The sequence below is a fragment of the Candidatus Poriferisodalis sp. genome, assembly GCF_965215815.1.
Taxonomy (GTDB): Bacteria; Actinomycetota; Acidimicrobiia; order Acidimicrobiales; family Poriferisodalaceae; genus Poriferisodalis.
The window spans coordinates 833,632-848,044 of sequence record NZ_CBDCEO010000013.1 but is presented as its reverse complement, the minus strand read 5'-3'; the positions used below and the strand labels follow the sequence as shown (position 1 = coordinate 848,044).

The 14,413-nt window shown below is 67.0% G+C and carries 14 protein-coding genes; 11 read left to right on the top strand and 3 right to left on the bottom strand.

Translation table 11 applies throughout. From position 1 onward, the window contains the following. Positions 1 to 5: 5 nt before the first annotated feature. The 4 genes from ACOOHB_RS13670 (at position 6) to ACOOHB_RS13655 (ending at position 6,084) form a co-directional block, all read left to right on the top strand. Positions 6 to 1,649: a thiamine pyrophosphate-dependent enzyme gene (locus ACOOHB_RS13670; protein ID WP_420445390.1), complete on the top strand. Its 1,644-nt coding sequence runs from the start codon at positions 6 to 8 to the stop codon at positions 1,647 to 1,649. Positions 1,650 to 1,654: 5 nt separating this feature from the next. Further along, positions 1,655 to 2,326 (top strand): hypothetical protein, encoded by a 672-nt coding sequence (locus ACOOHB_RS13665; protein ID WP_420445389.1) that lies wholly within the window; start codon positions 1,655 to 1,657, stop codon positions 2,324 to 2,326. Positions 2,327 to 2,438: 112 nt separating this feature from the next. After that, positions 2,439 to 3,656: a bifunctional glutamate N-acetyltransferase/amino-acid acetyltransferase ArgJ gene (gene argJ, locus ACOOHB_RS13660; RefSeq protein WP_420445388.1), complete on the top strand. Its 1,218-nt coding sequence runs from the start codon at positions 2,439 to 2,441 to the stop codon at positions 3,654 to 3,656. Positions 3,657 to 3,738: 82 nt separating this feature from the next. After that, positions 3,739 to 6,084 (top strand): ATP-dependent helicase, encoded by a 2,346-nt coding sequence (locus ACOOHB_RS13655; protein ID WP_420445387.1) that lies wholly within the window; start codon positions 3,739 to 3,741, stop codon positions 6,082 to 6,084. A 36-nt stretch (positions 6,085 to 6,120) separates the two neighbouring features. Here the strand turns inward: ACOOHB_RS13655 and ACOOHB_RS13650 are convergent, their stop codons facing one another. Further along, positions 6,121 to 6,420 (bottom strand): hypothetical protein, encoded by a 300-nt coding sequence (locus ACOOHB_RS13650; protein WP_420445386.1) that lies wholly within the window; start codon positions 6,418 to 6,420, stop codon positions 6,121 to 6,123. Positions 6,421 to 6,597: 177 nt separating this feature from the next. Between ACOOHB_RS13650 and sucC the strand changes: the two genes are divergently transcribed. From sucC to ACOOHB_RS13635, 3 genes are all read left to right on the top strand, one after another. Continuing rightward, a complete protein-coding gene (gene sucC / locus ACOOHB_RS13645; RefSeq protein WP_420445385.1) occupies positions 6,598 to 7,746 on the top strand; it encodes an ADP-forming succinate--CoA ligase subunit beta in 1,149 nt (382 codons plus the stop codon). A gap of 13 nt (positions 7,747 to 7,759) precedes the next feature. Further along, the gene (gene sucD / locus ACOOHB_RS13640; protein WP_420445384.1) at positions 7,760 to 8,644 is read left to right on the top strand and encodes a succinate--CoA ligase subunit alpha; all 885 of its coding nucleotides are present in this window, start codon (positions 7,760 to 7,762) and stop codon (positions 8,642 to 8,644) included. 63 nt (positions 8,645 to 8,707) lie between these two features. Continuing rightward, positions 8,708 to 8,920, top strand: a complete 213-nt coding sequence (locus ACOOHB_RS13635; RefSeq protein ID WP_420445383.1) for a hypothetical protein — start codon at positions 8,708 to 8,710, stop codon at positions 8,918 to 8,920. Here ACOOHB_RS13635 and ACOOHB_RS13630 read toward each other — a convergent pair. Together ACOOHB_RS13630 and ACOOHB_RS13625 are read right to left on the bottom strand one after the other, a co-directional pair. Further along, positions 8,917 to 10,131 carry a glycosyltransferase gene (locus ACOOHB_RS13630; protein WP_420445382.1) on the bottom strand — a complete coding sequence of 405 codons (1,215 nt, stop codon included), beginning with the start codon at positions 10,129 to 10,131 and terminating at the stop codon, positions 8,917 to 8,919. The genes ACOOHB_RS13635 and ACOOHB_RS13630 overlap by 4 nt on opposite strands. Before the next feature lie 30 nt (positions 10,132 to 10,161). Beyond that, complete coding sequence (locus tag ACOOHB_RS13625) at positions 10,162 to 10,515, bottom strand: hypothetical protein (RefSeq protein WP_420445381.1); 354 nt, start codon at positions 10,513 to 10,515, stop codon at positions 10,162 to 10,164. 216 nt (positions 10,516 to 10,731) lie between these two features. On the opposite strand from ACOOHB_RS13625, the gene ACOOHB_RS13620 reads away from it, so the two are divergent. The 4 genes from ACOOHB_RS13620 to ACOOHB_RS13605 all read left to right on the top strand — a co-directional run bounded on the left by ACOOHB_RS13620 (position 10,732) and on the right by ACOOHB_RS13605 (position 14,284). Then, complete coding sequence (locus ACOOHB_RS13620) at positions 10,732 to 10,998, top strand: hypothetical protein (protein WP_420445380.1); 267 nt, start codon at positions 10,732 to 10,734, stop codon at positions 10,996 to 10,998. A 66-nt stretch (positions 10,999 to 11,064) separates the two neighbouring features. Further along, positions 11,065 to 12,096 (top strand): lysylphosphatidylglycerol synthase transmembrane domain-containing protein, encoded by a 1,032-nt coding sequence (locus tag ACOOHB_RS13615; protein ID WP_420445379.1) that lies wholly within the window; start codon positions 11,065 to 11,067, stop codon positions 12,094 to 12,096. Between the two features lie 33 nt (positions 12,097 to 12,129). Then, a complete protein-coding gene (locus ACOOHB_RS13610) occupies positions 12,130 to 13,404 on the top strand; it encodes an NAD(P)/FAD-dependent oxidoreductase (RefSeq protein WP_420445378.1) in 1,275 nt (424 codons plus the stop codon). Positions 13,405 to 13,435: 31 nt separating this feature from the next. Continuing rightward, positions 13,436 to 14,284, top strand: a complete 849-nt coding sequence (locus ACOOHB_RS13605) for a bifunctional 5,10-methylenetetrahydrofolate dehydrogenase/5,10-methenyltetrahydrofolate cyclohydrolase (protein WP_420445377.1) — start codon at positions 13,436 to 13,438, stop codon at positions 14,282 to 14,284. Positions 14,285 to 14,413 lie beyond the last annotated feature (129 nt).

Sequence of the window (14,413 nt, the reverse complement as noted above, 5' to 3'; positions counted from 1 at the left end):
GGCGAGTGACGCAGACGGTTGCGAGCTTGACGGTCGAGACGCTCATTGCGAATGGCATCACCGACCTGTACTGCCTTCCCGGGGTGCAGAACGACCCGTTCTTCGATGCGCTCTACGACCGCAGCGACGCGCTGGCACCCGTCCATACCCGTCACGAGCAGGGTGCCGCCTACATGGCGCTGGGAGCCGCTCTCGCGACGGGCGAGCCGCAGGCGTTCTGCGTGGTGCCGGGACCGGGCTTGCTGAACACGGCAGCGGCGCTCTGCACGGCATACGCCACCAATGCGCCGGTGCTGGCACTGGTGAGCGAGATCCATTCGGCCGCAATCGGCAAGGGGCTTGGCGCTCTACACGAAATCCCGGATCAGTTGGGCGTGCTGGGGCGGCTCACCCGCCAGGCTGAGCGTGTCACCGATGGCGCGACCGCCCACGCTGTGCTGCAGAGCGCGTTCACGGCGCTGCGCTCGGGACGTCGAGGCCCGGTCGGCGTGGAAGTCCCGACCGACGTGTGGAACGCCACCGTCGAGTCGTCTCGCGGCGATCTTGTCGCTCCGGCCCGGCCAGGTCCTGCACCCGATCCGGCGGCCATTGCCGAGGCGGCAGAGCTCATCGCAGCGGCAGAGCGGCCGATGATCGTCGTCGGGGGCGGCGCCCAGCCATTCTCGTCTGAAATCTGCCAGTTGGCCGAGCAACTGTCGGCACCGGTCTTGGCCTTCCGCATGGGTCGAGGCGTGATGCCGTCGGACTGTCCCTTGAGCATCACCACGCCAACCGGGTACCAGCTCTGGCCGCACACCGACGTCGTCATCGGGTTGGGCACCCGGCTCGCCATGGCGCAGTCCACCTGGGGCGTCGACGACGACCTCACGATCATCCACATCGACATCGATGCCGACGAGATCGGCCGCGCCGGGCCGCCCGCAGTGGGCATTCATGCCGATCTCGCCGATGCGCTGCCCCTGCTCGCCGACGCACTGGGGGAGACATCGCTCGACCGCTCCGCATGGCGAAGCACTGTCGCCCAGACGCGAGCCGAAGCTGAAGCGGACTGCGCAGCCGCACTTGCGCCCCAGCACGGCTGGCTCGGTGCCATCAGAGCCGAGCTGCCGGCCGAGGGCATCTTCGTCGATGAGATGACGCAGTGCGGCTACGTGTCGTGGCTCGGGTTCGAGGTGTTCGGTCCGAGGACTTTCATCAGCGCCGGCTACCAGGGCACGCTGGGATACGGGTTCGCGACGGCGCTCGGTGCAGCACATGCGCGGCGCGACGTCCCGGTGGTGTCGATCGTCGGCGACGGGGGAGCACTGTTCACCATCAACGAGTTGGCGACCGCTGTACGCCACAACATTCCGCTCACGACGATCGTGTTCAACGACCACGCCTATGGCAACGTCCGCCGGATACAGCACGAGCGATATGGCGGCCGCGTCATCGCCAGCGACCTCACGAGTCCGGACTTCGTGAAGCTGGCAGATTCATTCGGTGTCCGAGCGCTGCGTGCCAGCACACCAGACGAGCTGCGCACTCGCCTGCGCGAAACGCTGGGCTCGGGCGAGCCGGCTGTGGTCGAGGTGCCGTTCGGCGAGGTTCCCTTCCCGTGGCCGCACATCGTCAAGCCACGAATCCGAGGCCTCCAGCCCAGCGAGTAAGACCCATGCCGTTCAACATCAACTTCTACCAAGACCAGATCCTTGCTGGTGGGGCCACTTCGACACCGCTGGGGCCGTTGCCGCGGCTGCTCTACGTGCGCGACGGCGAAGTGGCGGTCAACGGGCGCGACCTGCGAGCAGGGGAGTACGCGGCGGCCTCGGAGGGCTACGAGGTGGAAGGCACGGCCGAGTGGTCACAGGTCTGGCGCTGGGAGGTCGATCGACCCAACAGGCGCCACGCCCTGCTGGCGGGTGCCGACGTGCTCACGATCCACCGGATGAGTCGGCTCATCACGTCTCTGGACATGGCTCGGGGGAGCGAGTGGCTGTTCCGGCTCGACCAGATCACGTCGCGAGCGGGCCACATCTCGGATCCTCATCTCCATCCTGGACCGGGGATTCGCTGCCTGCTGCGGGGCACGTTCAACATCGAGCAGCACGGCGAGCGCTACCGCAGCGGCGTGCCCGGCGAGCCGTGGTGGGAATCGGGAGGCGACGAGGTCGTGTTCTGGGGTAGCGAGACCATGGGAGCCAGCTTCCTGCGGGGAATGGTGCTGCCGGTCGACCACGCCGGCTCGGCGACTGGGAATAGCCGGACGGCCGACCCGAACCGGCGGCGTGCCAACTGGACGCTGCATGTCGACGAGCTGTTCACGGTGCCCGACAGCGACCGCTGAACTTGCTCGCCGCTGCGGTTCGGTGAATTGCCGGAGGCTCCCGGCGCTGCCGCAACTACCTTGGCCCCACAGCCGCGGGCAGGCCGTGGAGAAGGTGCGACGAGGGTTCAACATGGTGTCTGGCGAGCTCGGGAATTCCGCCCCGGCGGGCGCGACGGTCGACTTGCCGGCTGGCTTTGCCTGCCACGTCGGCAACATGGGCATGAAAGACGACACCGACGATGTGATGGTCTTGGCGGCTGATGGGTTGGCCGCTGCGGCGGGTGTGTTCACCAAGAGCCTGTTTGCCGGTGCCAGCGTGCGCCTCAGCCAGGCCAACGTCGCCGACGGGCGGGTGCAGGCGGTCGTGGTGGTGTCGAAGAACTCCAACGTGGCAACCGGCGAGCAGGGCGAGCGAGATGCAGCGAATCTGGCGCGGCGCGTTGCCGAATTCGTGGGCTGCCAGCCCGACCAGGTGCTGGTGGGTTCCACCGGCCTCATCGGCGTGCACTACCCCGAAGGCAAGGTTGATGCCTACTTCGACCGTCTGGTTGCAGCGCGGGAGGGGGCACTGACGTCGCGGGACGCCACTGCGGCAGCCACGGCGATCATGACCACCGACACGCATCCCAAGACCGCCAGCGCATCGGCTGGTGGCGCCACCGTGGTCGGCATCGCCAAGGGCTCAGGCATGATCGAGCCCGACATGGCCACGATGATCTCGGTGATCACCACCGATGCCGAGATTGCTCCCGACCGGCTTGACGCCATGCTGCGCCGTGTGTGCGACGTGACGTTCAACGCGCTCAGCGTGGACACCGACACGTCCACCAGCGACATGGTGGTGATGCTGGCGAATGGTGCAGCCGGGCCGGTCGACGAGGCCGCACTGGAGTCGGCCCTCGGTGCTGTCAGCTTGGATCTGACCCGTCAGCTCGCCTTTGACGGCGAAGGCGCCGAGACACTCATCGTGGTGACCGTGAACGAAGCCCGTGACGACGCGCAGGCCAAGCGGGTCGCCAAGGCCATCGTGAACTCGCCGCTGGTGAAGACCGCTGTGCATGGCCGCGATCCCAACTGGGGCCGGGTCGCGATGGCGGTCGGCAAGTGCAGCGACGAGACCGACATCCACCAGGACAATGTGGTGATCCGCTTCGGCGATCAGGAGCTCTATCCCACGCCCGCGACACCCGAGGCGCTTGCTGAGCTCGAGGCCTACCTGGCGTCCGACGAAGTGCTGATCTCGGTGGACCTGGGCATCCAGACGTCGGAGGTGGGCGGGTCGTTCACGGTCTACGGCTGCGATCTCACCGACCAGTACGTCCGCATCAACGCCGACTACACAACGTGAAGCGGCAACGTGAAGCGTCCCGCATGACTCAACCTACGCCGGCCCCATTCCAAGGGCGCCACCCGAATCGCCGTTGCCAGCCATGAGCGCAGACGACGACCCGATCCTCGCGCCGCTGAATGCCGGTCAGCGAGCCGCCGTGCTGCACGGCGAGGGTCCGGCGCTGGTGGTGGCCGGGGCCGGGTCGGGAAAGACCCGGGTGCTCTCTCACCGCATCGCACACCTCATGCACCACCGCGGCACTCACCCGTTCGGACTTCTGGCGATCACGTTCACCAACAAGGCCGCGCAGGAGATGCGGAACCGCATCGGCAGTCTCATCGGCCCTGTTGCCGAGCGGATGTGGATCTCTACATTCCACAGCGCCTGCGCCCGCATCCTGCGCAGCCACGCCGACGTCCTGGGCTACCCCCGCACGTACAGCATCTACGACCAGGCCGATGCACGGCGCCTCACCCGCTATGTCGTGCGAGATCTCGATCTGGACCCCAAGCGCTTCGCCGACCGAGCTGTGCACGCGGCGATCTCGACCATGAAGAACCGCCTGATCTCGCCGGTGCAAGCTGCCGAGCTGGCCGAGACGCTCGACGGGGGCGGTCCCTACGCCAAAACGATCGGCCGCATCTACTCGGAGTATCAGAAACGGCTGCAACGAGCCGGCGCCATGGACTTCGACGACTTGCTGATGATTGGTGTCGAGCTGCTGCGGACGCATCCCGATGTGGCCGAGGAATACCAGCAGCGCTTCTCCCACATCCTCGTCGACGAGTACCAGGACACCAACCTGGCGCAGGTGCGCCTGGTCGGATTGCTCGCGGGTCCGCCGCGGAACGTATTCGTCGTCGGCGACTCGGACCAGTCCATCTACGCCTTCCGGGGCGCGGACATCACCAACATCCTTGAGTTCGGCAGCGAGTTCGCCAACGGCTCGACGTATGTGCTCGACCAGAACTACCGCTCCAGCCAGTCCATCCTCGATGCGGCCAACGCGGTAATCCGCAACAACATGGGCCGGCCGGCCAAGAACCTGTGGACCGATCGGGAGGGTGGGGCACGGCCCATTCGATACCGCGGCGCGGATGAGGTCGACGAAGCCCGATTCGTATGCGCAGAGATCCGGCGGATGCACGCCGACCGCAGCATCGGCTGGAGCGACGCTGCGGTCTTCTACCGGTCGAACGCGCAGTCGCGGGTGATTGAGGAAGAGCTGCTTGCCAACGATGTGCCGTACCAGATCATCGGCGGCACCCGCTTCTACGACCGGCGCGAGATCAAGGATGCGCTGGCGTTCTTGCGCGCGGCAGTGAACCCGGCCGACGAGGTGTCGCTCAAGCGTGTCGTGAACCTGCCGACTCGGGGCGTCGGCGACCGCAGCATCGCCAGGCTCGACGCGCTGGCTGCACGTGAGGGCGTGTCACTGGCCGAGGTGCTCGATCGCCTGGACGAAGCCGGCGTGCGAGGCGCGGCCCGCGGCGGACTGCTGCGCTTCCGTGAACTGCTGGATCGCGCCGCCGCATGTGTGCCCGACGGACCCGCAGCTGTGCTGGAGTCGGTGCTGGAAGGCTCGGGCTACCTACAGGAGTTGACGGACGAAGGGACCATCGAAGCCGAAGGCCGCCGGGAGAACCTCGAAGAGCTCCTCGGCAGCGCCGCCGATTTCGAATCGTGCGAAGAGTTCTTGGAGCAGGTGTCGCTGGTCAGCGACGTCGACGAGATGACCGACGCCTCCCAGGTAGCGCTCATGACCCTGCATGCCGCCAAAGGGCTCGAATTCGACGTGGTGTTCGTGACTGGCTTCGAGGACGGCGTGTTCCCGCACTCTCGATCGATGACCGAGCCGGACGATCTTGAAGAAGAGCGCCGGCTCGCCTACGTCGGGATCACCCGTGCCCGCAAGCGGCTCTACCTCACACACGCCTGGAGCAGGATGCTGCACGGTCAAACCAGCTACAACCCGCCCAGCCGGTTCCTCGGAGAGATCCCCGAGTCGTTGCTCGATGACCGCTCACCCGCCGTCGGGCGCCTCGGCAGCTCGTGGCGACCGGCGACGAGCGACTGGGGCGCCAATCGCCGTGCCAGCGAACCCGGCCAGTCCAGCGAACACAGCCAGCTCAGCGACGCCGAGATGTCCAGTCGAGGTGCGGCGCGGCATACAGCGACCCAGCCCGACAGCTCTGCTGCGAAAGGGCGCGAAGCTCGCCGCGAGCAGGCACGTCTCCGAGTGGCCGCTCGAATGTCGGAAACGGCGTCCGCGGACTCGCTTGGTTTCAGCATCGGCGACGACGTGGCGCATCCCACGTTCGGCGCCGGGGTTGTCCAGAGTCTGCGCCCCGACGCCGACGATTGGGAGGTCACCGTGCACTTCTCCAATCTCGGCACGAAGACCTTCGTCGCAAGCATCGCCAACCTCCGCCGCGTGAGAACCTGACCGGCAGCGTCGTAGCTGCGCCGCACATTTCGTCGATCAGGTGACAGCGCCGACAGTCAGCGGCACCCAGATCGTCAGCATGAAACCCGCCATGGTCAGCATGAGCGTGCGCGTCTGTTTGGCCAACGCCGTAGCGATGGTCGTGTCGACGTAGCTGCGAAGGCGTTCCTCGAGCGCGATGAGGTCGGCCTTGAGCGCGTAGATGTCGTCCTTGGTGGCGATTTGGTCTGCGCCGTCGGGGAGGATGCATTTCATGAGCGTGTTGGCGGGCTGTTCGCCCAGGGTGTTGATGAGCTGTTGCACCATGGCGGTGCGTTCGATCTCGTCGATCGCCATGCCGTTGTCCTTCACGATAGATGTTGCCCACAGGGCCCGATCGCAGGGAAGAACCGCCGCTCAGCAGTGACAGACGAGACTACGCGAGAGTGCCAAACCGCAAGCCTGAATTCCGCGGCAGCGCCAGGGCGGGCAGAAGGCCGGTTTCTCGTCGACTCCCCTCCTATGCTCCCCGCCGTGGATCTCTTCGAGTATCAGGGCAAGCAGTTCTTCAAGAGCTATGACATGCCGGTATCCGACGGCGAAGTTGCTTTCAGCGTCGACGAAGCAGTAGCCGCTGCGCAACGCCTGGGTACGCCGGTGATGGTCAAGGCGCAGGTGCACACCGGCGGTCGTGGCAAGGCGGGTGGCGTGAAGTTCGCCGCCACCGTCGACGACGCGCGCACGCACGCCGGCAACATCCTGGGGCTCGACATCAACGGCCACATCGTGCGGCGGCTGTGGATCGAAAAGGCGTCTGACATTGCCGAGGAGTACTACGCCAGCTTCACGCTGGATCGCTCGGCCAAGAAGCACCTCGGGATGCTGTCCGCCGAGGGCGGCGTGGAGATCGAAACCGTTGCGGCCGAGAACCCCGACGCCATCAGCAAGGTACTCGTGGACCCGGCCGAGGGACTCTCCGCGCAGGCCGCCCGGGCCTGGGTGGAGGGTGCCAACCTCAACCCCGTCGCCACCGATCAGGCCGTCGAGATCCTGCAAAAGCTCTATGTCGCCTACACCGAGGGTGACGCTGACCTCGTCGAGATCAACCCGCTCATCCTGACGCCCGACAACCAGGTCCACGTCCTCGACGCCAAGGTCACGCTGGATGCGAACGCGGTGTTCCGCCATCCCGACTATGCCCAGTACGACGAGACGCAGCCGCGTGACGAGCGCGAAGAGGCCGCACACGCCAAGGGCCTGCAGTACGTCGGCCTGGCGGGCAGCGTCGGCGTGATCGCCAACGGCGCCGGGCTGGCCATGAGCACCGTCGACGTCGTGAACCAGGTGGGCGGGCGCCCCGCCAACTTCTTGGACATCGGTGGTGGCGCCAATGCTCAGGTCATGGCCAACGCGCTCGAGGTGATCAACAACGACCCCGACGTGCGGGCCATCTTCATCAACATCTTCGGCGGCATCACCCGCGGTGAGGAAGTGGCCAACGGCATCATCGGGGCGCTCGAAGCCGTCGACATCGAGGCGCCGATCGTGCTTCGCCTCGACGGCACCAACGCCGCAGAGGGCCGCGAGATCCTCGCCCCCTATCTCAACGAGAAGCTGATGATGGAACCGACCATGCTCGACGCTGCCCGTCGAGCCGTCGCGCTGGCCGCGGCTGCGAGCTGAACGGGAGCTTGACGTGAGCATCTTCGTCGACAAAGACACCAAGGTCGTCTACCAAGGCCTTACCGGCTCCCAAGGGCGCTACTACGGCATGCTGAACCGCGACTACGGCACGAACGTCGTGGCCGGCACCAATCCTCGCAAAGCCGGCACCGACGTCGAAGGTGTGCCGGTGTTCGCCAACTGCACCGAAGCGGTCGCAGCGACCGGCGCTACTGCCTCGTGCATCTTCATTCCCGCGCCTCGCGTACTCGATGCCGTGCTCGATGCCGCCGAGGCAGGCATCACCTTCGTTGCCTGCATCACTGAGGGCGTTCCGGCACACGACGAGGCCCGCTTCTTCAACATGCTGCGGCGCGACTACCCCCACGTCCGGCTGCTGGGGCCGAACTGTCCCGGGATCATCACGCCCGGGGAGTGCAACATCGGCATCACCGCGGGGCATATCGCCAAGGCGGGAGGCCCAGTCGGGATCGTGAGCCGCTCGGGCACGCTGACCTACCAGGCGCTCTACGAGCTGCAGCAAAAGGACATCGGCGTCACCACCTGCGTGGGCATCGGCGGCGATCCCGTGCCGGGCACCTCGTTCATCGACTGCCTCGAAGCGTTCGAGGCCGATCCTGAAACCAAGGCCGTCATGATGATCGGCGAGATCGGCGGCTCGGCCGAGGAAGAAGCCGCCGAGTTCATCAAGCACAACATGACCAAGCCGGTGTCGAGCTACATCGCCGGTGTGGCTGCGCCTCCGGGCAAGAAGATGGGCCACGCTGGCGCCATCGTCTCTGGGGGCAAAGGGACTGCTGCGGCCAAGATGGATGCTTTGCGTGATGCTGGCGTTCGGGTTGGGCTCAATCCGACTGAGGCTGGCGAGCTCATGGCGGAGATTGTCGCCGCTTTGTAGGGCATCGATGGCGTTCACGTAAATCTGAGCCGACCTGAATGGCCAGCGTGTTACGGTGCCGGCATGGACCCGGCGGAGTACGTGCAGATCGCCTCGATCGTTCTCGGCGTGCTCGCAATCGTCTGGCATCAACAGCGCAGTCTTGACAAGGTGCGGACCGAGGTCGCGCAGCTTGGGCAGCGGCTGGCGCGCATAGAGGGCTTCCTCGGCGTCGGCGTTTCTGCCGAGGCATCTCAGCGGACTCCAGGGGCTGCCGCGCCGCAGGCCGACGCTTAACCCGCCGCTGCGGCAATCTCCTCGTAGATCCGCAGCAGGGTCGCTGCATGGGCTTGCGGGCCGAACGGCGCGAGCGCGGCCGTGCTGGCTGAAGCCGCGACGTCAAGGTTCGACTGCAGGGCGGTGCCGAGAGCATCAGCCAGGGCGTCGGCGTCGCCGGGCGGGACGAGGCGGCCGTTGTCACCGTCTGCGATGAGGTTGGGCGCGCCTCCGACTGCGGTTGCCACGACGGGGCGTCCTGCGGCGAGCGCTTCGGCGACCACCATGCCGAAGCCCTCGCGGCGGCTTGGCACGCACACCAGGCGGGCTCGCTGATACCACTGGCCGACCTCGCTGGGAGCCACCGCGCCGACGAACTGGACTGTCACACTGCGTCGCAGAGCCAACGCTTCAAGCAGAGTCCGGTCGGGGCCGTCACCGACAATGACCACTTCGGGTCGTTCCGCTGGAGGCATCAGCGCCGTGGCCTCGATGAGCACGTCGAAACCCTTCTCGGCCATCAGACGACCGATGGCGACTACGGGGCCGTCGGGGGGTGGCGGCGTGGGCGATCCGAGTCGCTCGGTCCTGACGGGCATGGATACGACGCGCAGCAGCGGCCCGGTCCTGCGGCCCCCTGATTCGGCACTGGGCGGTGGGTTTGGTCCGTAGGGCCGCTGCACTAGCGATTCTGCCCAGCTGCGCAGGCCTTCTGAGACGGTGACTACGGCGCTGGCCCGGCGCAGCACTCGGCGAGCCAGCCATCGGTGCACTGCGTTGGTGGTGACCGCGGCGTCGGAGCCGTGTACATGCACCACACTGACCGCCCGCCGACCAGCTGCGGTGGCAGCGACGGCAACGAGTCCGCAGGGGAACCACCAATGGCCGTGAATCACTGCGTCCCCGGCCTTCGAGCGACGGCGGGCTTGGCGCGCGGCGGCCAGGGTGAGGCTGGCGATCATCGGGATGACCCACAGCGCTGACAGGCCGGAGAACACGCGGTAGCTCTCGCCGAGCGCCACCCGGGCCTCGACTCGGCTGGGGGCGAAGCGGACCCGCTGCACCTCGATGCCGCCCACGTCGTGGCGATGTGGCGCATCGGGGTGAGCCGGGCACACCACCGTCACGTTGGCTCCCGCAGCGGCGAGTGCTCGTGCGTGATCCGCAAGAAACGGCTTGTGGTGATCATCAAGCGAGGTCGGAAACCCCGGCGCAACCAGCACCACACGCATGCGCCCAGTCTGGCAAGCGAACCGTTGCCGTCACGGATCAGCGGAGGGAGGCTGAGTTGTCCGAATTGCGGTACGCGCTTTTTTCGGCGGGTCGCCGACGCTCAACCACTCTCCCTCGAACAACACGAGTTTGGGGTCGGGAAGACCCGATGCGCCCGTCTCGCCGTCAGCCGAGACAAACTGGTGCGCGAAGGCGACCATCTCGCGTCCATTCATGTAGATGACCGTCTGACTCAATGTTCCGGACGGCTGACCCGATGAGGCTGCCGGTTCCGTTGGCGGCAACGGGAGCGCGAAGTACTCCCCGCTGTGCACTCGCGGCAAGACGTATGAGTTGAAGATGGCCCTCAGTTCGCGGGCCGATGTGGGGGTTGTGTACTGCATGCCACGGAGAAAGTGAATGTGCCCTCCGGCGTGACCTCAAAGATCGTTTGGTCATCATTCTGGGCTCCGACCACACCTGATACAAAGACATTAAAATATATTGAAACTGATTTACACAGCTTGCTATCTGGCTGCTAGATTGGTTGATCGGTGAGTGCAGACGGATCGATGGCACGTTCTCGACGGCCAATGTCGAAAGGTGATTCGCGCGCAATCTTGGAGTCGTGGCTGCCGACGGGACCCGCTGATGTGACAGGCCTCCTCGCTGACTTGACGATGTTGACGGTCAATGGTGACTGGTCGCCGCTGACACTCGAAGCGTCACGCCTCGTGAGCGAAGCCACGTCCGCAGGCTGGGCCGACGACAGGCTGGTCGAAGCCCTCGCTGATGTTCTGGCGGCCGACGCTCGGGGCGAACTTGACGAGCAACCGATTGAGATTCCCATCCCCCAAGAGAGTGTGATCGGTTCAAGCATTCGCTGAGACTCCTCGCTCGAGGACTCGTGAGCGCCTCAGTACGCTCGGCGGAATGCTGGCAGGGCGCCAGATGTGCCAGACACGCGAGATGCTCAGCATCACGGGCGTGCCGTCGTGACGGGATCGCACGGCAGCATCGGCGAACGGCAACGATCCGGTACGGCCGTGCGGTGGGCGCTCGGGTTAGCGACCGCGGCGATGATCGTCTGGCTCGCCTTCCGCTACTGGGACGATCTGCGCCAGATCGATCTCGGCGTCGAGGCTGGCTGGCTGATCGGGGCGATCGCAATGTCGTTCGCTGCGACGCTGCTGCTGGCTGCTGGCTGGCAGGAGCTCATCGGCGGCTACGGCACACCGATCGCGTGCCAGCCCGCGATGCGCATCTGGATGCTGTCCCAAGCCACCCGCTACCTGCCCACTGGCCTGGTGCCCATCGCAGCCCGTGCCTCCCTGGCCGCCCCGTTTGGTGTCAACCGGACTGCCGCGGGCGCCTCAGTTGTGGTCGAGACCGCCACACTCGTCGGCTGGGCCGCGGTGTTCGCAGCGCTCTGGGCTCCGGGCGACTGGCTGGGCACAGCCGGCGGCTGGCTTGTGCGCATCGTGATCGGTGCCGGCGCCGCGGTGGGCCTCATGACGCTGCCGTGGACGCTTGCCGGCGCCAGCAACTGGTGGCGGCGCGTCGACCGGTTCATGCGCCGTGTGGTGCTCCTGCGGTGGATCGCTGACCGCATCCCTCCCGATGCGCTCAGCGCGCAACGGTCAACGGTCTGGCGCGCGACATCGATCTACGGCTCCTCGGTCGCGCTGCGTCTCGTGGCAACCGTGCTGCTGGCCCTTGCCGTGGTCGGAGCTGGTACCGGCGATATCTGGCTGGTCGCCGGTGCAACGGCAGCCGGTGTGCTCGTTGGCATGGTCGGCATCACGCCGGCGGGTCTTGGCGTGCGGGAAGTCGTCGTGGCGGCCCTGCTGGCCGACCGTTTCGGCATTGGCGACGCGGCCGCGTTCGCCATCGCCGTGCGAGTGCTCGAATTCGCCCACGAACTCGTGCTGCTGCCTATCGCCGCCGCAGCAGGCCGAGCGAGTCCGACAGAAGCTCCTCGCTGAGCGATCCGGCGTGCGCACCGGCAGGCTGTAGCGGTGCCGCACCGGGACATGATCGTGATCGGGGCTGGTCCCGCCGGCGCGGCGGCGGCCATGCGTGCCGCGGGCGCCGGTATCAAGGTGACGGCGTTCGAGAAGGCGCCCCCGGGTCGCGACAAGGTCTGCGGCGACGGCTTGACGCCCCGTGCGGTCGCAGCGTTGGGCGAGCTCGGCGTTTCGCTCGACGAAGCGCATCGCATTGCGGGGCTTCGGATGATCGCCGGGCGACGCGTACGAGAACTCGACTGGCCCGCGAACGGGCAGTTCGGCCCCTACGGAGCGGTGTGGCCCCGGCGCCGTCTCGACAGCGCCCTGTGTGACGGAGCGGCTGCGGCGGGTGCCGAGCTGTGCTTCGGCACTGAGGCGCTGCCGATCGTCGAGGACGGCCGTGCGGTGGGGGTCACCGCAGGGGGAGAACGTTGGACCGCCGATCTCGTTGTGCTCGCCGCCGGTGCTCAAGGCCAGGCCGCCCGCATGCTCGGCGCGCTGCGTGACCCTGCAGAACCGTTCGGCCTCGCCATCCGCACCTACGCCGAAACACCCCGCCACGCCGATGAATACCTCGAAGCGTGCCTGACGCTGCGCGATGCCGATGGCACGGCGGTGCCTGGATACGGCTGGCTGTTCCCCGCCGGCGACGGCACAGTCAACATCGGCGTCGGTGCGCTCAACACCATGAAGGGCTTCGCGAAGCTCAACCTGAATCGGCTGTGTGACAGCTACCGCGACCTGGTGGCCGACAGCTGGGAGCTCGGCCCCTACCTGGAGCGCCCGCGTGCCTGGCGACTGCCGATGAGCGCCACGAAGCGCCACGGCCCCGGCTGGGTCGCCATCGGCGACGCGGCCGGGCTGATCAATCCGATGAACGGCGAGGGCATCGACTACGGCCTCGAGACCGGCATCCTCGCTGCCGACCTGTTCGCCTTCGACCCGGCAGCGGTGGCCGACACCTACGACCGCATCGTTGCCGAGAAGTTCGACGCCTTCCTGCGCACGGGCCGCCGGTTCTCGTTCCTCATCGGGCACCCGCGCATCCTGCGAACGGGCCTGCGCTTAGCGGTCGGCACCGATGCGATCGCCCGCCTCACCCTGGCTGTGATGGGCAACCTCATCGACAACGAGACCCCCGGCACCCCAGGCCGGGTACTGGCCGCCGCCGACCGGGCGCTCGCGGCAGCGTCGCCCGCGCTGCGTCGCCTCCACAAGCGCCGCACCGCCCGCACACGCACCACGACCAGCCAGAGCCCCAACGGACATCCAGAGCCGCGCTGAGCCACGTCCGGTCACAACTACTGTTCGGGCCGTGACAGCGGTGCTTCTGGACGGGCAGGCGCTGGCGGAGCAGATCAAGGACGACCTGCGCAGCCAGCTTGAGGGCAGCGGCTTGGAGCCGGGGCTCGGCACGATTCTCGTGGGCGATGATCCGGCGTCGCACAGCTACGTCGGGGCCAAGATCCGTGACTGCGCCGAGGTCGGCATTTCCTCGGTGCACGAGCAGTTGCCCGCCGACATCAGCCAAGCCGAACTGAACGCCGTGATCGACCGGTTCAACAACGACCCGGCGGTGCACGCCTACATCGTGCAGCTTCCGCTGCCGCGTCAGCTCAACGAGGAGTCGGCGCTGCTGGCCATCGACCCTGACAAGGACGCCGACGGCCTGCATCCGGTGAACCTGGGCCGGCTGGTGATGGGCGTCGACGGCCCACTGCCGTGCACGCCCCGTGGCATCCAGGTCATGCTCGAGCACTACGAGGTGCCGGTGGAAGGCCGTCACGTCGTGGTTGTGGGCCGCGGCCTCACCATCGGCCGCCCGATGGCGCTGCTGATGGCACTGAAGCGGCCTGTCGCCAATGCGGCCGTGACGGTGGTGCACACCGGTGTCGCCGACCTCGGCGCCTACACCCGCCAAGCCGACATCGTCATCGCCGCAGCCGGCGTCCCTGGTCTCATCACGCCCGACATGGTCAAGCCGGGAGCTGCAGTGGTCGGCGGCGGCATCAGCCGTGAAGGGCGCAAGATCCTCTCCGACGTCGACGAGTCCGTCGGCGAAGTTGCCGGCTGGGTCACTCCCCGCCTCGGCGGTGTGGGCCCGATGACCCGAGCGATGTTGCTCGCCAACACCGTCGACGCGGCCCGCGCTGCTGCTGGCTGAGCCGTTGGTTCGACACCGGGAGGACTCGGTATCGGGCCTCGACTCGCTCAGTCCTGCCTGGGGACTGCGTCGTGGTGCAGAACGCCATCCGCTCCGCTAGAAACGCTCGCGCCCAGGACGACGCAATCG